This is a genomic window from Pseudoxanthomonas sp. GM95, assembly GCF_900109775.1.
Classification (GTDB): domain Bacteria; phylum Pseudomonadota; class Gammaproteobacteria; order Xanthomonadales; family Xanthomonadaceae; genus Pseudoxanthomonas_A.
This window is the reverse complement of sequence record NZ_FOAX01000004.1, coordinates 22,100-37,292: the sequence shown is the minus strand read 5'-3', so window position 1 is coordinate 37,292 and position 15,193 is coordinate 22,100. Positions and strand designations below refer to the sequence as shown.

The 15,193-nt window shown below is 67.8% G+C and carries 13 protein-coding genes; 5 read left to right on the top strand and 8 right to left on the bottom strand.

The genetic code is table 11. The features are described 5' to 3' along the window. The first annotated feature begins 11 nt into the window (after positions 1-11). On the top strand, positions 12-950 hold the full coding sequence (locus BMZ17_RS18120) for a 2-hydroxyacid dehydrogenase (RefSeq protein ID WP_093142588.1): 939 nt from the start codon (positions 12-14) through the stop codon (positions 948-950). A gap of 11 nt (positions 951-961) precedes the next feature. Here BMZ17_RS18120 and BMZ17_RS18115 read toward each other — a convergent pair whose 3' ends face one another. From BMZ17_RS18115 to BMZ17_RS18100, 4 genes are all read right to left on the bottom strand, one after another. Continuing rightward, positions 962-1,399, bottom strand: a complete 438-nt coding sequence (locus tag BMZ17_RS18115) for a GFA family protein (protein WP_093142583.1) — start codon at positions 1,397-1,399, stop codon at positions 962-964. Between the two features lie 51 nt (positions 1,400-1,450). Further along, complete coding sequence (locus BMZ17_RS18110; protein ID WP_093142578.1) at positions 1,451-2,965, bottom strand: YifB family Mg chelatase-like AAA ATPase; 1,515 nt, start codon at positions 2,963-2,965, stop codon at positions 1,451-1,453. Positions 2,966-2,998: 33 nt separating this feature from the next. Further along, positions 2,999-3,253: a ubiquinone biosynthesis accessory factor UbiK gene (locus tag BMZ17_RS18105; RefSeq protein ID WP_093142574.1), complete on the bottom strand. Its 255-nt coding sequence runs from the start codon at positions 3,251-3,253 to the stop codon at positions 2,999-3,001. A 173-nt stretch (positions 3,254-3,426) separates the two neighbouring features. Next, positions 3,427-4,086: a BUD32 family EKC/KEOPS complex subunit gene (locus BMZ17_RS18100; RefSeq protein ID WP_093142569.1), complete on the bottom strand. Its 660-nt coding sequence runs from the start codon at positions 4,084-4,086 to the stop codon at positions 3,427-3,429. 297 nt (positions 4,087-4,383) lie between these two features. Between BMZ17_RS18100 and BMZ17_RS18095 the strand changes: the two genes are divergently transcribed. Then, positions 4,384-4,983: a PH domain-containing protein gene (locus BMZ17_RS18095; RefSeq protein ID WP_093142565.1), complete on the top strand. Its 600-nt coding sequence runs from the start codon at positions 4,384-4,386 to the stop codon at positions 4,981-4,983. Between the two features lie 71 nt (positions 4,984-5,054). Here the strand turns inward: BMZ17_RS18095 and BMZ17_RS18090 are convergent, their stop codons facing one another. The 3 genes from BMZ17_RS18090 to speE all read right to left on the bottom strand — a co-directional run bounded on the left by BMZ17_RS18090 (position 5,055) and on the right by speE (position 9,816). Continuing rightward, positions 5,055-7,358 (bottom strand): TonB-dependent receptor, encoded by a 2,304-nt coding sequence (locus tag BMZ17_RS18090; protein ID WP_093142560.1) that lies wholly within the window; start codon positions 7,356-7,358, stop codon positions 5,055-5,057. A 226-nt stretch (positions 7,359-7,584) separates the two neighbouring features. Continuing rightward, positions 7,585-8,694, bottom strand: coding sequence for a glycerophosphodiester phosphodiesterase (locus BMZ17_RS18085; protein ID WP_093142555.1), 1,110 nt, complete (start codon positions 8,692-8,694; stop codon positions 7,585-7,587). A 261-nt stretch (positions 8,695-8,955) separates the two neighbouring features. Then, a complete protein-coding gene (speE, locus tag BMZ17_RS18080; protein ID WP_093142548.1) occupies positions 8,956-9,816 on the bottom strand; it encodes a polyamine aminopropyltransferase in 861 nt (286 codons plus the stop codon). A 256-nt stretch (positions 9,817-10,072) separates the two neighbouring features. On the opposite strand from speE, the gene speA reads away from it, so the two are divergent. The 3 genes from speA (at position 10,073) to BMZ17_RS18065 (ending at position 14,394) form a co-directional block, all read left to right on the top strand. Next, positions 10,073-11,962: an arginine decarboxylase gene (gene speA / locus BMZ17_RS18075; protein ID WP_093142543.1), complete on the top strand. Its 1,890-nt coding sequence runs from the start codon at positions 10,073-10,075 to the stop codon at positions 11,960-11,962. A 103-nt stretch (positions 11,963-12,065) separates the two neighbouring features. Further along, on the top strand, positions 12,066-13,220 hold the full coding sequence (locus BMZ17_RS18070) for an acyltransferase family protein (protein ID WP_093142539.1): 1,155 nt from the start codon (positions 12,066-12,068) through the stop codon (positions 13,218-13,220). 49 nt (positions 13,221-13,269) lie between these two features. After that, complete coding sequence (locus tag BMZ17_RS18065; protein WP_093143890.1) at positions 13,270-14,394, top strand: acyltransferase family protein; 1,125 nt, start codon at positions 13,270-13,272, stop codon at positions 14,392-14,394. Positions 14,395-14,440: 46 nt separating this feature from the next. Here the strand turns inward: BMZ17_RS18065 and BMZ17_RS18060 are convergent, their stop codons facing one another. Beyond that, positions 14,441-15,190 carry an SDR family NAD(P)-dependent oxidoreductase gene (locus BMZ17_RS18060; protein WP_093142535.1) on the bottom strand — a complete coding sequence of 250 codons (750 nt, stop codon included), beginning with the start codon at positions 15,188-15,190 and terminating at the stop codon, positions 14,441-14,443. Positions 15,191-15,193: the final 3 nt, after the last annotated feature.

Here is a 15,193-nt window from a genome sequence, read left to right as displayed (position 1 = left end):
GAACTTTGCTGATGGACCGTCCCCGCATCCTGCAACTGCTTCCGCTCTCGCCGGCGCTGGACGCCGCGCTGGCCGAGCAGTTGGACGTATCCACCTGGTGGACGCAGGACGATCCGGCCGGCTTCCTCGTCGCCTCGGGCGCCGGCATCGCCGGCGTGGTGACCAGCGCCAACGTCGGCGTCGCGCCTGAACTCATGGCGGCCTTGCCCGACCTCAAAGTGATCTCCAGTCGCGGCGTCGGCATGGACAGGGTCGACCTGGCCGAAGCCAAAGCGCGCGGCATCGCGGTGGCCGGCAGCTTCGGCACGCTGGATGACTGCGTCGCAGACCTGGCGATGGGCCTGGTGATCGATGTGATGCGCCAGGTCTCGGCCTCGGATCGCTTCGTGCGCGCCGGGCGCTGGACGCAGGGCGGCTATCCGCTGACTACACGCGTGAGCGGCAAGCGCCTGGGCCTGGTCGGCTTCGGACAGATCGGCCAGGTGATCGCCAAGCGCGCGAGCGGCTTCGACATGCCGGTGCGCTATCACAGCCGTCGCCCGGTCGCCGGCCATGAGGCGCAGCACGAGGCCGACCTGCACGCGCTGGCGCGCTGGTGCGACGTGCTGGTGCTGATCCTGCCCGGTGGCGCGGCCACCCGGCACATCATTGATGCGGGCGTGCTCGATGCGCTCGGTCCGCACAGCTATCTGGTCAACGTCGCGCGCGGCAGCGTGGTCGATCAGGACGCGCTGATCGCCGCCCTGGTGGAAGGCCGCATCGCCGGCGCCGGGCTGGATGTCTTCGCCGCCGAGCCGCAGGTGCCCGAAGCCTTGCGCGCATTGGACAACGTGGTCCTGGCGCCGCACGTCGGCAGCGGCACGCACGAAACCCGCAAGGCGATGGAAGACCTGGTGCTGGACAACCTGCTGCACTACTTCAAGACCGGCCGCGTGCTCGCCCCGGCCTGACCGCCATCGCGTCAGGCGTCTTCGGAGCGCCTGCGCGGCAGGCCATCGTTCGGGTCGATCGCGCACCAGTCCACGTGCGTTTCCCAGTGCGTGTGCACCTGCGGCGCGCGATCCAGCCGCGTGGTGAGGTTGGCGACGACCACGTGCAGTTCGCCCGGCCAGCGCGGCGAGCGGAAGAACAGCGTCGAGCCGCAGTGCGTGCAGAAGCCGCGCTCGGCCTGCGTTTCGGCCAGGTACCAGCGCAGAAAACCCTGCGGATCGCGCACCTCGCAGTGCGCGGCCTCCAGGCCGACCCAGGTGACGAACGCCGAACCGTGCGCGCGCTGGCAGCGTTGGCAATGGCAGTGCGACAGCCACAGGCTCGGCAGCTTCGCATCGAGCTGCACGGCACCGCACAGGCACTGCGCGTGCACGGTCGTGGCATGTGGATCGAAGGACGGCGATGACATGGCGGGCCTCGTGCGGGATGCGCTGCGTTCGATGCTACGCCGCGCGAGGCGTCAGGCCGCGTGTGCGGCGCTGCGTGGTTCCATGCGCCGGTAGCCCAGGGCTTCAGTGAGATGCGCGGTGGCGATGTCATCGGCGCCGGCCAGGTCGGCGATCGTGCGCGCCACACGCAGGGTGCGCTGCATCGCACGCGCGGACAGCTGCAGCTTGTCGATGGCCCGTTCCAGCAGCGCCTGGTCCTGCGCCGTGAGCCGGCAGCAGGCGAAGGTCTGCGCGTGCCCGAGGCGCGCATTGAGCAGGCCGCTGCGCGCGATCTGGCGCTGCCGCGCCGCCTCGACCCGCGCGCGGACCGCGGCGCTGGATTCGCCGGCGGGCGCATCGGGACGCAGGTCCTGCGGCGGCACGCGCGGCACCTCGATCTGCAGGTCGATGCGATCCAGCAGCGGTCCAGAAATCTTATTGCGATAACGCGTCACCACGTCGGCGCTGCAGCGGCAGCGCCCGCTGACATCGCCGGCCCAGCCGCAGGGGCAAGGATTCATCGCGGCGACCAATTGGAAGCGCGCCGGAAATTCCGCGCTGCGCGCCGCACGCGACACGGTCACTGCGCCGGACTCCAGCGGCTCGCGCAGCACTTCCAGCGCACGGCGATCCCACTCGGTGAGTTCATCGAGGAACAGCACACCGTTGTGCGCCAAGGAAATTTCGCCGGGCCGCGGCTGCGCGCCACCGCCCACCAGCGCCACGGCGCTGGCGGTGTGGTGCGGCGAGCGAAACGGCCGCTGGCGCCAGCGCGCAGGATCCAGGCCGCGCCCGCTGACCGAGGCAACGGCCGCGCTTTCCAGCGCTTCTGCCTCGGTCGAAAGCGGCAGGATGCCGGGCAGGCGCGAGGCGAGCAGCGTCTTGCCACAGCCAGGGCTCCCGACAAAAAGCAGGTGATGCCCGCCCGCTGCCGCCACCTCCAGCGCACGCCGCGCATGCAGCTGGCCGCGCACATCGCACAGGTCGGGCATCGGCGCTTCGGTCGTGTCGCCCGCTTCGGCGGGCGTTGGCGCGCGGGCGCCGGAGAGCATCGCGCAGACCTCCAGCAGGGTCCGTGCGGTGCAGGCGCCGCCGTCGCGGACCAGCGCCGCTTCGCCGCCATTGGCCAGCGGCACCACCAGCCGGCGCCCGTTGGCGGCTGCGGCCAGCACCGCCGGCAGCACGCCATCGACCGGGCGCAGCTCGCCGGTCAGACCGAGTTCGCCGAGGAATTCCCAGTCGGCCAGCGCCTGGCGATCGATCTGTCCACTGGCGGCCAGGATGCCGAGCGCAATCGGCAGGTCGAAACGCCCGCCGTCCTTGGGCAGGTCGGCCGGGGCCAGGTTGACGGTGATGCGACGCGCGGGGAATTCGAACTGCGCGCACAGGATCGCGGCACGCACGCGGTCGCGGCTTTCGCGCACGGCGGCTTCGGGCAGGCCGACGATCTGGGTCGACGGCAGGCCGCCGGACAGATGGACTTCGACCTGCACGCCTGGCGCGTGGACGCCGGCCCGCGCACGGCTGTGCACCAGGGCAAGACTCATGGGGACACTCCTTGTCCGCCGATGGGCGAGGGATTAGCTGCGCGGGGTGGTGCGCGCTTCCAGGGCGGCCAGCTCGCGCTCCAGCGCGTCGAGCTTCTCGCGGGTGCGCAGCAGCACGGCGCGCTGCACGTCGAACTCCTCGCGCGTGACCAGGTCCAGCCGCGACAGACCGGACTGCAGGGCGCTCTTGAAGGTGCGCTGCAGGTCCTCGCGCGATTCGCGCAGGCCCGGCGGCACCAGTTCGCTCAGGCGGCGCGCCAGGTCGTCAATGGGGTTCAAATCGATCATCGGGCGTCTCCCGTGGGTGACCGCAAGGCTCGCACGCAGGTTGCGGCGCGGCCATCGGCGGAATCCGCGTCGGACCCTCGGAAAATTCCGAAGCCGCGCGCGGCGCAAGGGTCACATTGGAACGGATGCACGCCATGCGGCGCAACGCCGGCGTGTGGCCGGCGCGGGGACGATCAGGCCTTGCTCCAGGCGTAGAAGCGCTTCCAGCCGGTGCGGACCGTGGTGACCCAGCCGCGCTGGGCGACCACGTCGGCGCGGCGGCCGGTGATCTTGCGACCGGTCAGGCGTGCCTGGATCTTCAGCGCATTGGCCAGGTCCGAACGACGCAGCTCGCGCAGCAGCGGCAGGCGCATCATCCAGCGCGGCAGGCGCATGGCCGAGGCGTAGTCCAGCAGCACCAGGGTGCCGCCGCTGACCATCAGGTTGGAGCTGTGCAGGTCGTTGTGGGTGATGCCTGCTGCGTGCAGCTGGGCGATCAGGGCGCGCAGCTGGCGGAACACGGCCTTGCCGGTATCCACGGCTTCGCCACCGAGTGCGGTGCCGGAAATGAACTCCATGCCCAACAGCAGGCCGCCGGCCGTGCCCAGCAGCATCGGCGCGTGGCGCCAGCCCTGCAGGTGCTTGAGCATCTTGGCCTCACGCCAGACCAGCAGGCGCGCCAGCAGCGCCATCGGCGTGCCGGCGTAGCGGCGGTAGTCCTTCACCACGACCGGGCGGCCCTCGTACGGGGTGACGTAGACGTCGGGCTCGAGCACACGCTCGCCGCGCTTGAGCAGCTTGGCCGTGGCCGGCAGACGGGCGCCGGGATGAAAGGGGAGCAGGGCGGTATTCATGGGAGAGCAGGCGTGCGGCGGTTGCGGGTCCGGGTGAAGCACGGCAGCAAGGGCGGCACTCAATTACTGAACTTGTTGTATCGGCAAACAATTCTAACGTCTTTCCGACATCAGGATGTAACGAATTTCCGACATGGGGTACCTGCCGACCCCGTACAGAGTGTTCCGCCAGCCGTGCTGATCGTCGCTCGGGCGGTAACTCTTGTTATTCGCCACCTTGGCGCAGCCATTCAGCCGGCCCATGGCGATCGCGGGCGCCGTTGGTCTAGGGTCGAGGTTTGCCTACTGGAGCTGCCCATGCGCCCGATCGCCGAACTGCTCAGTGACGAGCAGGACGAAGCCGCCGTCACCAAGCTGTTGCCCAAGATCCAGCAACTGCTGTCCGCGGACGAAACGGTGGACTACATCGCCGTGCAGAAGAAGCTGGTGGTGAACATCTCGCCCGACGCGATCGTGTTGACCAGCCGTCGGCTGATCATCGTGCGGCCGCGGTTGATGGGGATGGATTTCCAGGACTTCCCCTGGCGGGAAGTGGCCGACGTGCATATGAGCGAGCAGATGGTCGGCGCGACCATCGTCTGCAAGACCGTCGATGGCCAGGCGATCCAGGTCGACAGCCTGCCCAAGCGCCAGGCGCGCCGGGTCTACGCCTATGCACAAGGGGTGGAGGAGCAGGCCTACGAAAAGCGCCGCCAGGTCGAGCTGGAAAAGCTTCGCGCCTCGGCCGGTGGCGTGGTGCTGCATGCGCCCGCGCCCGGTACACCGCCCGCGCCTGCCGCGTCGGCGGCGGACGACCCGATGCAGGTGCTCGGCAAGCTCAAGCAGCTGCTCGATGCGGGCCTGATCAGCCAGGGCGAATACGACGCGAAGAAGGCCGAAGTGCTCGGCCGCATGTAAGCACGCGCCCGAAACGACAACGGGGCGCGGTAGTTCCGCGCCCCGTTGCGTGTTTCGCATGGCGATGACGCTTAGAACTCGGCGCCGAAGGTCAGGAAGATCTGGCGCGGCGCGCTGGCGTGGATCGCATACAGCGTGCCGTTGGGATCGGCTGCGGCGGTGGAACTGATCTGAGCGGCGTAACGCTTGTCGGTGAGGTTGGTCACGTTCAAGGCGACGTTGACGTTGCGCAGGCCCAGGCCTTCACCGAAGTCGTAGCCGGCGCCGAAATCGAACGTGGTCACGCCCGGCACCGACTGGTCATTGGTGTAGGTGTAGTAGCGCTTGCCGGTGTACTTGCCGCGCAGGCTCACGTTGAAGTTGTCGCGGCGCCAGGTGAGTTCACTCGACGCCATCTGCTGCGGCGTATCGACGGTGATCTTGCCGGCCACCGGCACTTCGACGCCGCCGGCGATGTAGTTGTCCTCGTAGGTGGTCCTGTTCCAGGACAGCGCGTTGTACCACTCCAGGCCTTCGACCGGCTTGAGGATCAGGGTCAGCTCGGCACCGTTGCTCTTGACCGAGCCGACGTTGACGAACTGGGTCACGCACTCCGGCCGCGTGCCCACTTCGATGCTCGAACACGGATTGAGCGAGAGCAGGCGGTTGTTGAAGATCACGTGGTACACGGCGAGCGAGGCCTGGTATTTCTCGCCGAAGTTACGCCAGCCCGCTTCCAGTGTGCGTGACTTCTCCGGCTCGAGCCCGGCCGCGGCAGCGAAGGACTCCGGCGAGACCTGCAGCGGGCCACCGCTGCCGCCGCCGACGAAGGCCGCGATGTTCTCGGCATACGAGGCAAAGACTTCGTTGGCCTTGTTGATGCTGAAGCCCACGCCGGCCTGCGGCAGGATCGATTCCTTGGCCACCAGCGTGCCGCTGGCCAGCGAGGTTTCGGTGCCGGCCTTGGACGCTGCTTCCATTTCGGTGCGCGGGCTCTTGAAGCCCACGTCCACGGTCAGGCGGTCATCGAGAAACTTCATCCGATCCTGCACGTAGAACTGGCGCGTGTGAATGGCGAAATCCTGGTCGAACAGGCGGCGGTCCGGGTTGTTGACATAGAAGTCGTCCACGAACGGGCCGGTGACGTAGTAGAAATTGCGCTCGACGTTGTGGTCGTTGTACTCGTACCAGAAGCCCGCCTCCAGCGCGTGGATGCCCCACTGCCAGGTCAGCGCGGCGGTCATGCCGGTGCGGTTGATGGTGTAGTTGGTGGAGCGGATCGAGATCGGCAGTGCTTCATCAGTGCCCGGGTTGGAGGCCTGGCCCGGCGCCCACCAGTGGCCTTGGCCGCGGTTCTCGTGGTGGTAGGCCATCACTTTCAGGCGCGCGTCGCCCAGGGCGATGTCGCCATCGAGTGAGTACAGGTTGTCGTCACGCAGGGCGCGCGACTGGTAGTACGCATCGTCGATGCTGTTGACGCCGCCGGTGAAGGCGCACTGCGCCGCATCGTAGGTCGCCGGCGCGCAATAGGCCGCGGCCACGGCGCGGTCCCAGTCCGGTGCATACAGATTCCAGTCCCAGCCCAGCCCGCGCGCCAGCCCGCTCTTGGACAGCGAGGCGTAGTTGGCCTGGCTCACGCGCGAGGTCGCGACGAATGCGCCGAAGCGGTTGTCGCCCACGTTCCACACCGCCTTGGCGTTGAACTGCTTGGTGGTCTGGTTCTGGCGGGGCGCGGTCCACATGTCCGCGTCCTGGTGCACGCCGGACACATAGGCGGCAAAGCCGTTGTGGTCGCCGGTGTCCACGCGGACGAAGGTGCGGTTCTCGTGGTCGCTGCCGATGGTCTGCTGCACGCGGCCGCCGAATTCGGTGGCCGGGTCCTGCGAGAAATACTGGATCGTGCCGCCCAGGTTGCTGGTCGAGGCCACGCCCAGCGAACCGATGCCTTCGGACAGTTCGGCGCCGGCCAGGTTCTCCGGGATCAGCGCACGGGCAATGCTCAGGCCGTTGTAATTGCCGTAGCTGTTATCGCCCAGCGGGATGCCATCCATCGTGTAGCCCAGGCGGCTCTTGTCGAAGCCTCGCAGGCTGATGGTCTGCGATTCCTCATTGGCTCCGAACGCATCGTTGGACTGCACGGACACGCCCGGCAGGCGATTGAGGATCTTCTGGCCGCTGGTGCCTGGCGGCAGCACCTGCTTGTCCACCTCGCTGATGCGCTGCACCTGGCGGGTTTCACCGGCGCCGATGACCGAGACGCTATCGAGCGTGGTGGCGGTGCTGCTGGCGGCGTCGGCCGGCACAGCGGCCGTGGTGTCGTCGAGGGCGTTGCCGGCGTGGGCGTTCGCTGCGCACAGGGCGAGCGACACCGCGACCGTGAGGGTGCGGATGTGCATGGTGTTCCGTGGTGAATGGGGGAAGGCGCGCACGACCTCGCAGATGCGTTGCGCGCGGCCACACCATGACCACGAAAGATGAAAGGTTCTTTACGAAATGCGCGGCAATGTCACATCGCGTGACGCGATGTCGATTTCGCGCGCACGATGTATCGATTCCTGATGAGAACCCTGCAGATCGCGCGTGCTGCCTGCACCCAGCACGCGCGATGCGACACGCAGTGGATCAGGGCTTGCGCCAGCCATCCACTGCGGCACGGCCCAGCGCCGGGTCATCGGTGAAGAAGCCATCGACGCCGGCATCAAGGAACGCACGCATCTCGGCGATGCTGCCAGCCTCATGGCGCGTGGCCGGCGCGTCGCCCTCGCGCTTGTCCTTGGGCAGAAAATAGTTCTCGGGGCGGAAGGTGTAAGGCTGCACCTGCAGGCCAGCCGCATGTGCATCGCGCACCACCGCAGTGGGCTTGCCGAGCTGCTGCTGGGCATCGAGCGGAATGATGCTGCGGAGGCTCGGCCCCAGGATCTGCGCGTAGGTGGCGACCTCGCGCAGGCCCTTGGCGCTGAGGATCTGGGCGTAGGTCTGGCTGCCGCCGGCCGCGAGCACGTCGCCGGGCTTTTCATCCGGCGCGCTGGTGAGCTGCAGCAGTTTGATGTTGGGATGTGTGGTGCCCAGCAGCGTGTGCAGCTGCTTGAGGTTGGCCACCTCGAAGGACTGGATCACCACCGGCGCGGTGCGCGTGTAGGCGTGCGCCTGCAGCGTGGCCAGTACCTTGGCTTCCATCGCCAGACCGTGCTGCTGGAAGTAGGTCGGATGCTTGATCTCGGGAATGATCCCGATGACGCGGCCGCGCGCGGCGGCCTCGGCGGCGGCAAAGTCGATGATCTCGTCCAGCGTCACGATCTGGAACTGGCCGTCGAACGCCGTGCCGCGCAGCTCGGGCAGGCGCTCGCGGGCGCGCAGCGTCTTCAGCTCGGCCAGGGTGAAGTCTTCGGTGAACCAGCCTTCGATGGCATGGCCGTCGATGGTCTTGGTGGTCTTGCGCGCAGCGAACTCAGGATGCGCGGCCACATCGGTGGTGCCGCCGATCTCGTTCTCGTGGCGCGACACCAGCGCGCCGTCCTTGGTGGAGACCAGGTCGGGCTCGATGAAGTCGGCGCCGTCTTCGATGGCTTTCGCATAGGAGGCCAGCGTGTGCTCGGGGCGCAGCGCGCTGGCGCCGCGATGGCCGATCACCAGCGGCGTGTCGCTCGGCAGCGGGCGCAGGTCCTGCGCCGAAGTCGTGGTAGAAAAAGTCGCGCCCATGCAGGCCACCAGCAACAAGGTCGAACGGATCATGCAGTCTCCTCAAAACGGGTGCCATCCATGCCGGACGGCACCTTCATGACCTTGCAGTCTCGCGCGGGCCGAAGGCAAGGGCATGACATCGCGGCCGCGGCTGACCGTGCCGAATCTGCAGGCATGAAAAAACGGCAGGACAGCCGTTTTTCACGGCCAAGCCGCCCGTAGGGTGGCGCACAGGGACGTGCGCCATGAAAAAAGCCGCGCGGCATGACCCGCGCGGCTTTGGTTTCAGGCTGGCCCGTGAAGGCCGCAGCGTCAGGCTTCGCCCAGCGCCTTGGCCACGAACGGCGGCGACACCAGCACGCCGGTGTGCAGCGGCGCGGTGTAGTACAGCGTGTCGAAGCCCTTGGCGGCCGAGTCTGCCTGGCGGAACGCGAAATCCTTGCCCGCGTCCTTCGAGGCGATGGTCACGCTCCACCAGCCGGTCGGGTAGCACGGCTGCGGGAAGGGCAGGGTCTTGAACGACTGGAAGCCGGCCTTGCCCATTTCCGCGCGCATGTCCTTGATCAGGTCCAACAGGGCCAGCGGCGATTCGGACTGCTGCACCAGCAGGCCGTCGGGCTTGAGCGCCTTGAAGCAGCTCTCGAAGAACGCCTTGTTGAACAGGCCTTCGGCCGGGCCGACCGGATCGGTGGAGTCCACGATCACCACGTCCACGCTGCCGGCCGGGCAATTGGCCATGTAGGCCACGCCGTCGTCGAACAGCAGCTCGGCGCGTGCGTCGCCGTTGGACTCGCACAACTCGGGGAAATACTTCTCGGCCATGCGCGTGACCTGCTCGTCGATGTCGCACTGGGTGGCGCTTTCAACGCCCGGGTGCTTGAGCACTTCGCGCAGCGTGCCGCAGTCGCCGCCGCCGATGATCACCACGCGCTTGGGCGCCGGGTGGGTGAACAGCACCGGGTGGCTGATCATCTCGTGATAGAAGAAGTTGTCCTTGGTGGTCAGCATCATCGCGCCGTCGATCACCATCAACTTGCCCCAGTCGGTGCTGTCGTAGATCTCGATTTTCTGGAACGGAGACTGCACTTCGTCCAGCTTGCCCTTCAGGCGGAAGCCGATCGCCGAGCCGGTGGGCTGGAAGTGTTCGATGAACCAGGAAGCGTTGTCGGTCATGGGGATAAGCCTTAGAGAACAATGAGAGTAGCGAGACCCTTCTCCCCTCGGGAGAAGGTGCCCCGAAGGGGCGGATGAGGGTCCGAGCAAAGCCTCGTGCAGCCAGGCGGCGCATGGGCTTCGCCTCCGGACCCTCACCCCAACCCCTCTCCCGTGGGGAGAGGGGCTTTGAGCGGCGGGGCGCATTGTAACGAAGCGAAACACCCCAGACGTTACAATCCGCGGCCATTTTCCAAGCACACAGGCCTTCACCCCGATGAGCGAGTGGTCCACCGACCAGGCACGCAAGACCTATTCGATCCCGCACTGGGCCGACGGGTATTTCGACGTGGACGCGACCGGCCGCATCACCGTGCGCCCGCAGGGGCAGGATGGCCCGACCGTGGCGCTGCCCGAGGTGGTCGATGCCGCGCGCGCCAATGGCGCCAAGCTGCCGCTGCTGGTGCGTTTCCCGGACATCCTGGGCCAGCGCCTTGGCAAGCTGCAGGCCGCCTTCGCCCAGGCGCAGGCCGACTGGAACTACGGCGGTGGCTACACGGCCGTGTATCCGATCAAGGTCAACCAGCACCGCGGCGTGGCCGGCACCCTGGCCAGCCACCATGGCGAAGGCTTCGGCCTGGAAGCGGGCAGCAAGCCCGAGCTGATGGCCGTGCTGGCGCTGTCGCGCCCGGGCGGGCTGATCGTCTGCAACGGCTACAAGGACCGCGAATACATCCGCCTGGCCCTGATCGGCCGCAAGCTGGGCCTGCAGACCTTCATCGTCATCGAGAAGCCCTCCGAGCTGAAGCTGGTGCTGGAGGAATCCAGGGCGCTGGACGTCAAGCCGGGCCTGGGCGTGCGCATGCGCCTGGCCTCGCTGGGCGCGGGCAAGTGGCAGAACAGCGGCGGCGACAAGGCCAAGTTCGGCCTGTCCCCGCGTCAGGTGCTGGACCTGTGGAAGAGCCTGCGCGACACCGAGTACGCCGAGTGCCTGAGCCTGCTGCACTTCCACATGGGCTCGCAGATCTCCAACGTGCGCGACATCGCCAACGGCATGCGCGAGGCGGTGCGTTACTTCGTCGAGCTCTCGCGCCTGGGCGCCAAGATCAGCCACGTCGATGTCGGCGGTGGCCTCGGCATCGACTATGAAGGCACGCGCTCACGCAGCTACTACTCAATCAACTACGGGCTGAATTCCTACGCCGGCAACATCGTCCAGCCGCTGGCCGAGGCCTGCGAAGAACACGGCCTGACGCCGCCGCGGATCGTCACCGAATGCGGCCGCGCGATGACCGCGCACCACGCGGTGCTGATCGCCAACGTGTCCGAGGTCGAGGAAGCGCCGGAAGGCCGCGTGCCCGACGCGCACGACGACGAACCGGCCGCGGTGCGCCACCTGCGCGAGATTCACGAAGAGCTGGACGTGCGTCCGGCGGTGGAGCTGTTCCAGGAAGCGCAGCATTTCCACGCCGAGGGCCTCAGCGCCTATGCGCTGGGCCAGATCGACCTGACCTCGCGCGCGCGCATCGACGACCTGTTCTACGCCATCGCCCACGGCGTGCGCGCACGCCTGAGCCACGAGGAAAAGAGCCATCGCCCGATCCTGGACGAGCTCAACGACCGCCTGGTGGACAAGTACTTCGTCAACTTCAGCGTGTTCGAGTCGATCCCGGACGTGTGGGCGATCGACCAGGTGTTCCCGATCCTGCCGATCGAGCGCCTCAATGAAGCACCCGAGCGCCGCGGCATCATCTGCGACATGACTTGCGACTCAGACGGCATGGTCAAGACCTACGTCGAGAACGAGAGCCTGGATACCTCGCTGCCGCTGCATCCGTTGAAGCACGGCGAGAGCTATCGCATCGGCTTTTTCCTGGTCGGTGCGTACCAGGAAATCCTGGGCGACATCCACAATCTGTTCGGCGATACCGATGCGGTGGAAGTGGCCTGCGATGGTGACGGTTACCAGCTCACCCAGCAGCGTCGGGGCGACACCACCGACGTGATGCTCGACTACGTGGGCTATGCGCTGGCCGACCTGCGCAGCGCCTACGCCGAGCGCGTGGCCGCCGCCAACCTGTCGCCCGAGCGCGCGCAGGAGCTGTCCGACGCGCTGGAAGCCGGTCTGACCGGTTATACCTATCTGAGCGACGAGCCGCTGCAGTAACGCGGCCGCTTCGCGTCACCCGCCCGCCGGCACCTTGCCGGCGGTGCTGGATCGGGCCGCGGGCATGGTTTCTAATCGCGGTTCACTCTTCGCAGGATGCGATGTGCGCTACCCCGGGCTCGATCTGCTGCGTGCCATTGCCATCGTCTGGGTGATGCTGTTCCACAGCTACATGGTCGGTGGATTGGGGCCGTGGGGCGACGCGTTCGCCCGCCATGGCTGGATGGGCGTGGACCTGTTCTTCGTGCTGAGCGGCTTCCTGATCGGCCAGCAGGTGCTGGCGCCGCTGTCGCGTGGTGAGCCGCTGCGCTTTGGCGATTTCTACCTGCGCCGCGCGCTGCGCATCCTGCCGGCGTTCTGGGTGATGCTGGCGCTGTACCTGCTGTGGCCGGGCATCCGCGAGCAACCGCTGATGGAGCCGTGGTGGAAGTTCGTGTTCTTCCTGTTCAACGTGCTGCACACCAATGGCAATGACGCGTTCGCCCAGGTGTGGTCGCTGTGCGTGGAGGAGCATTTCTATCTGGTGTTCCCGCTGCTGGCCTGGGCGCTGAGCGGCCGGCTGACGGTGCGTGGCTTTGTCACGCTCTGCGCGGTGCTGGTGGCCGGCGGCGTGGTCCTGCGCGCGGGCATCTGGATCCACGATGCGATGGAGCAGGTCAACCGCGGCAGCGACCGCGCGGACTGGTTCGGCCAGGATCTGTATTACCCCACTTGGAATCGCCTGGATGGCCTGCTGGCCGGGGTGTGCCTGGCGGCATTGCGCGTGTATCGCCCGGCGCGCTGGGCGGCGCTGCAGCGCCATGCGAATGGCGCGTTGCTGCTGGGACTGGTGCTGCTGGGCGCGTCGCTGGCGTGCTTCTGGTCGCGATTGAGCCCGGTCGGCAACAGCATCGGCTGGCCGCTGCTGTCGGCGGCGATGGCGCTGCTGGTGTTCGCCGGCGCCTCCCCGCGCAGCTGGATCGGCGCGCGCGCGCTGCCCGGTGCGGCCTGGCTGGCGGCGGTGTCCTACAGCCTGTATCTCACCCACACCGCTGCGTCTGGTGTGCTGCATCGACAGGCTGGTGCATGGCTGGATGGCCATGGACTGGCCACGTTCGCGGCCTACGCTGCGGTGACCCTGCTCGCCGGCGCGACGCTGCATTATGCGGTGGAGCGGCCGGGCCTGAAGCTGCGGGATCGTTGGCTGCGTTCGCGCGCGGCGCCGTCCACTCCCGCTGCCGCCGTGTCCCCCGGGGCAGCATCGCCGCGTGCTGATTGAGCGCGCGCCTCTCCCACACACACCTCCAACGATCTCCATGAAAGACCCGATGCGTTACCCCGGACTCGACCTGCTGCGTGCACTGGCCATCGTCTGGGTGATGTTCTTCCATTCATGGGTGGTCGGCGGGCTCGGGCCGGACTGGAGCTGGCTGTCGCGTTATGGTTGGATGGGCGTGGACCTGTTCTTCGTGCTCAGCGGCTTCCTGATCGGCCAGCAGGTGCTGCTGCCGCTGTCGCGCGGGTTGCCGCTGCGGTTCGGCGATTTCTACCTGCGGCGTGCGTTCCGCATCCTGCCGGCGTACTGGGTGGTGCTGGCGATCTACATGCTGCTGCCGGCCTGGCGCGAACTGCCGGGGATCGAGCCGCTGTGGAAGTTCGTCCTGATGATGATGAACCTGGGCAACGACTACAGCAATCCGGCGTTCTCGCACGCCTGGTCGCTGTGCGTGGAGGAGCACTTCTACCTGGTGTTTCCGCTGCTGGCCTGGGCGCTGATGTGCCGGCCCGCGGCGTGGAAGGTCATCGCGCTGGCGGCGGTCGTCGTGCTGGGCGGGATCGCGCTGCGCGCCGGGATCTGGCTGCACGACACCGCGGCCGAAGCGGCCGGCGCGCCGGAACGCAACTGGTTCATCGAGGACCTGTATTACCCGACCTGGAACCGGCTCGACGGCCTGCTCTTCGGTGTGCTGCTGGCGACGCTGAAGGTGTTCCGCCTGCCGCTCTGGCATCGCCTGCAGCAGCACGCCAACGCGGTGCTGGTTGCAGGCATGGCGGTGGTGGCGCTGTCGCTGTGGCTGTTCCGCGCACGCGCCGGGTTGCTGGGTAACGCGATCGGCTGGCCGGTGCTGTCGCTCGGGCTCGCGCTGCTGGTCTTCGCCGGTGCGGGGAAGCGCAGCGTGATCGGCCGCTGGCCCGTGCCGGGTGCGGGGTGGCTGGCGGGGATTTCCTACAGCCTGTACCTGGTGCACAAGGCCGTGTTCAACGGCGTGCAGGTGCAGCTGGGCGAGACGATTGCGCCGCTGGGCGTCGCCCAGGTGCTGGTCTACGGCGTGGCGTCGCTGCTGATCGCCGCGCTACTGCATTACGCGGTGGAGCGTCCGTTCCTGAAGCTGCGCGGTCGCGTGCTGACCCCGCACCGCGCGCCCGGCGCAGCGGCGGCCGAACGCGCCTGAGCCCAGCACGCCGCCGCGATGCGGCGACGTGCCAGTGCTCGATCAATCAGCCGCGCGCGACCTGGAAGCCGGCGAAGGACTGCGTCACCGGCATGATCTCGATGCGGTTGATGTTGAGGTGCGCCGGCAGCGTGGCCACGTAGAAGATCTGCTCGGCGATGTCTTCGCCGGTCATTGGCGTGGCGCCGCCGTAGAGCTTGTCCGAGGCGGCCTGGTCGCCGCCGGTGCGGACCAGGGTGAACTCGGTTTCGGCCATGCCCGGCTCGATGCTGGTCACGCGCACGCCGGTGCCGTGCAGGTCGCTGCGCAGGCCCAGCGAGAACTGGCGCACGAAGGCCTTGGTGCCGCCGTACACGTTGCCGCCGGTGTAGGGATAGGTCGCCGCGACCGAGCTGATGTTGATCACCGCGCCCTTGCGCGCGATCAGCGTGGGCAGTACGCGGTGGGTCAGGGTGACCAGCGCGGTGATGTTGGTGTCGATCATCTGCTGCCACTGCAGCAGGTCGGCGCTCTGCGCCGGCGCGGTGCCCAGGGCCAGGCCCGCGTTGTTGACCAGCACGTCGATGTCGGCGAAGGCGGCCGGCAATCCGGCGATGGCCGCTTCCAGCGCGGCGGCATCGCGGATGTCGAAGGCGGCGGTATGGACCACGTCGGCGCCGAATTCGGCGACGAACGGCGCCAGGCGCTCGGCACGGCGGCCAGTGGCGATCACTTTCCAGCCAGCGGCGGCGAACTTGCGGACGGCGGCCGCGCCAAAGCCGGAGGTGGCGCCAGTGATGAGGACGGTCTGGGTCATGGG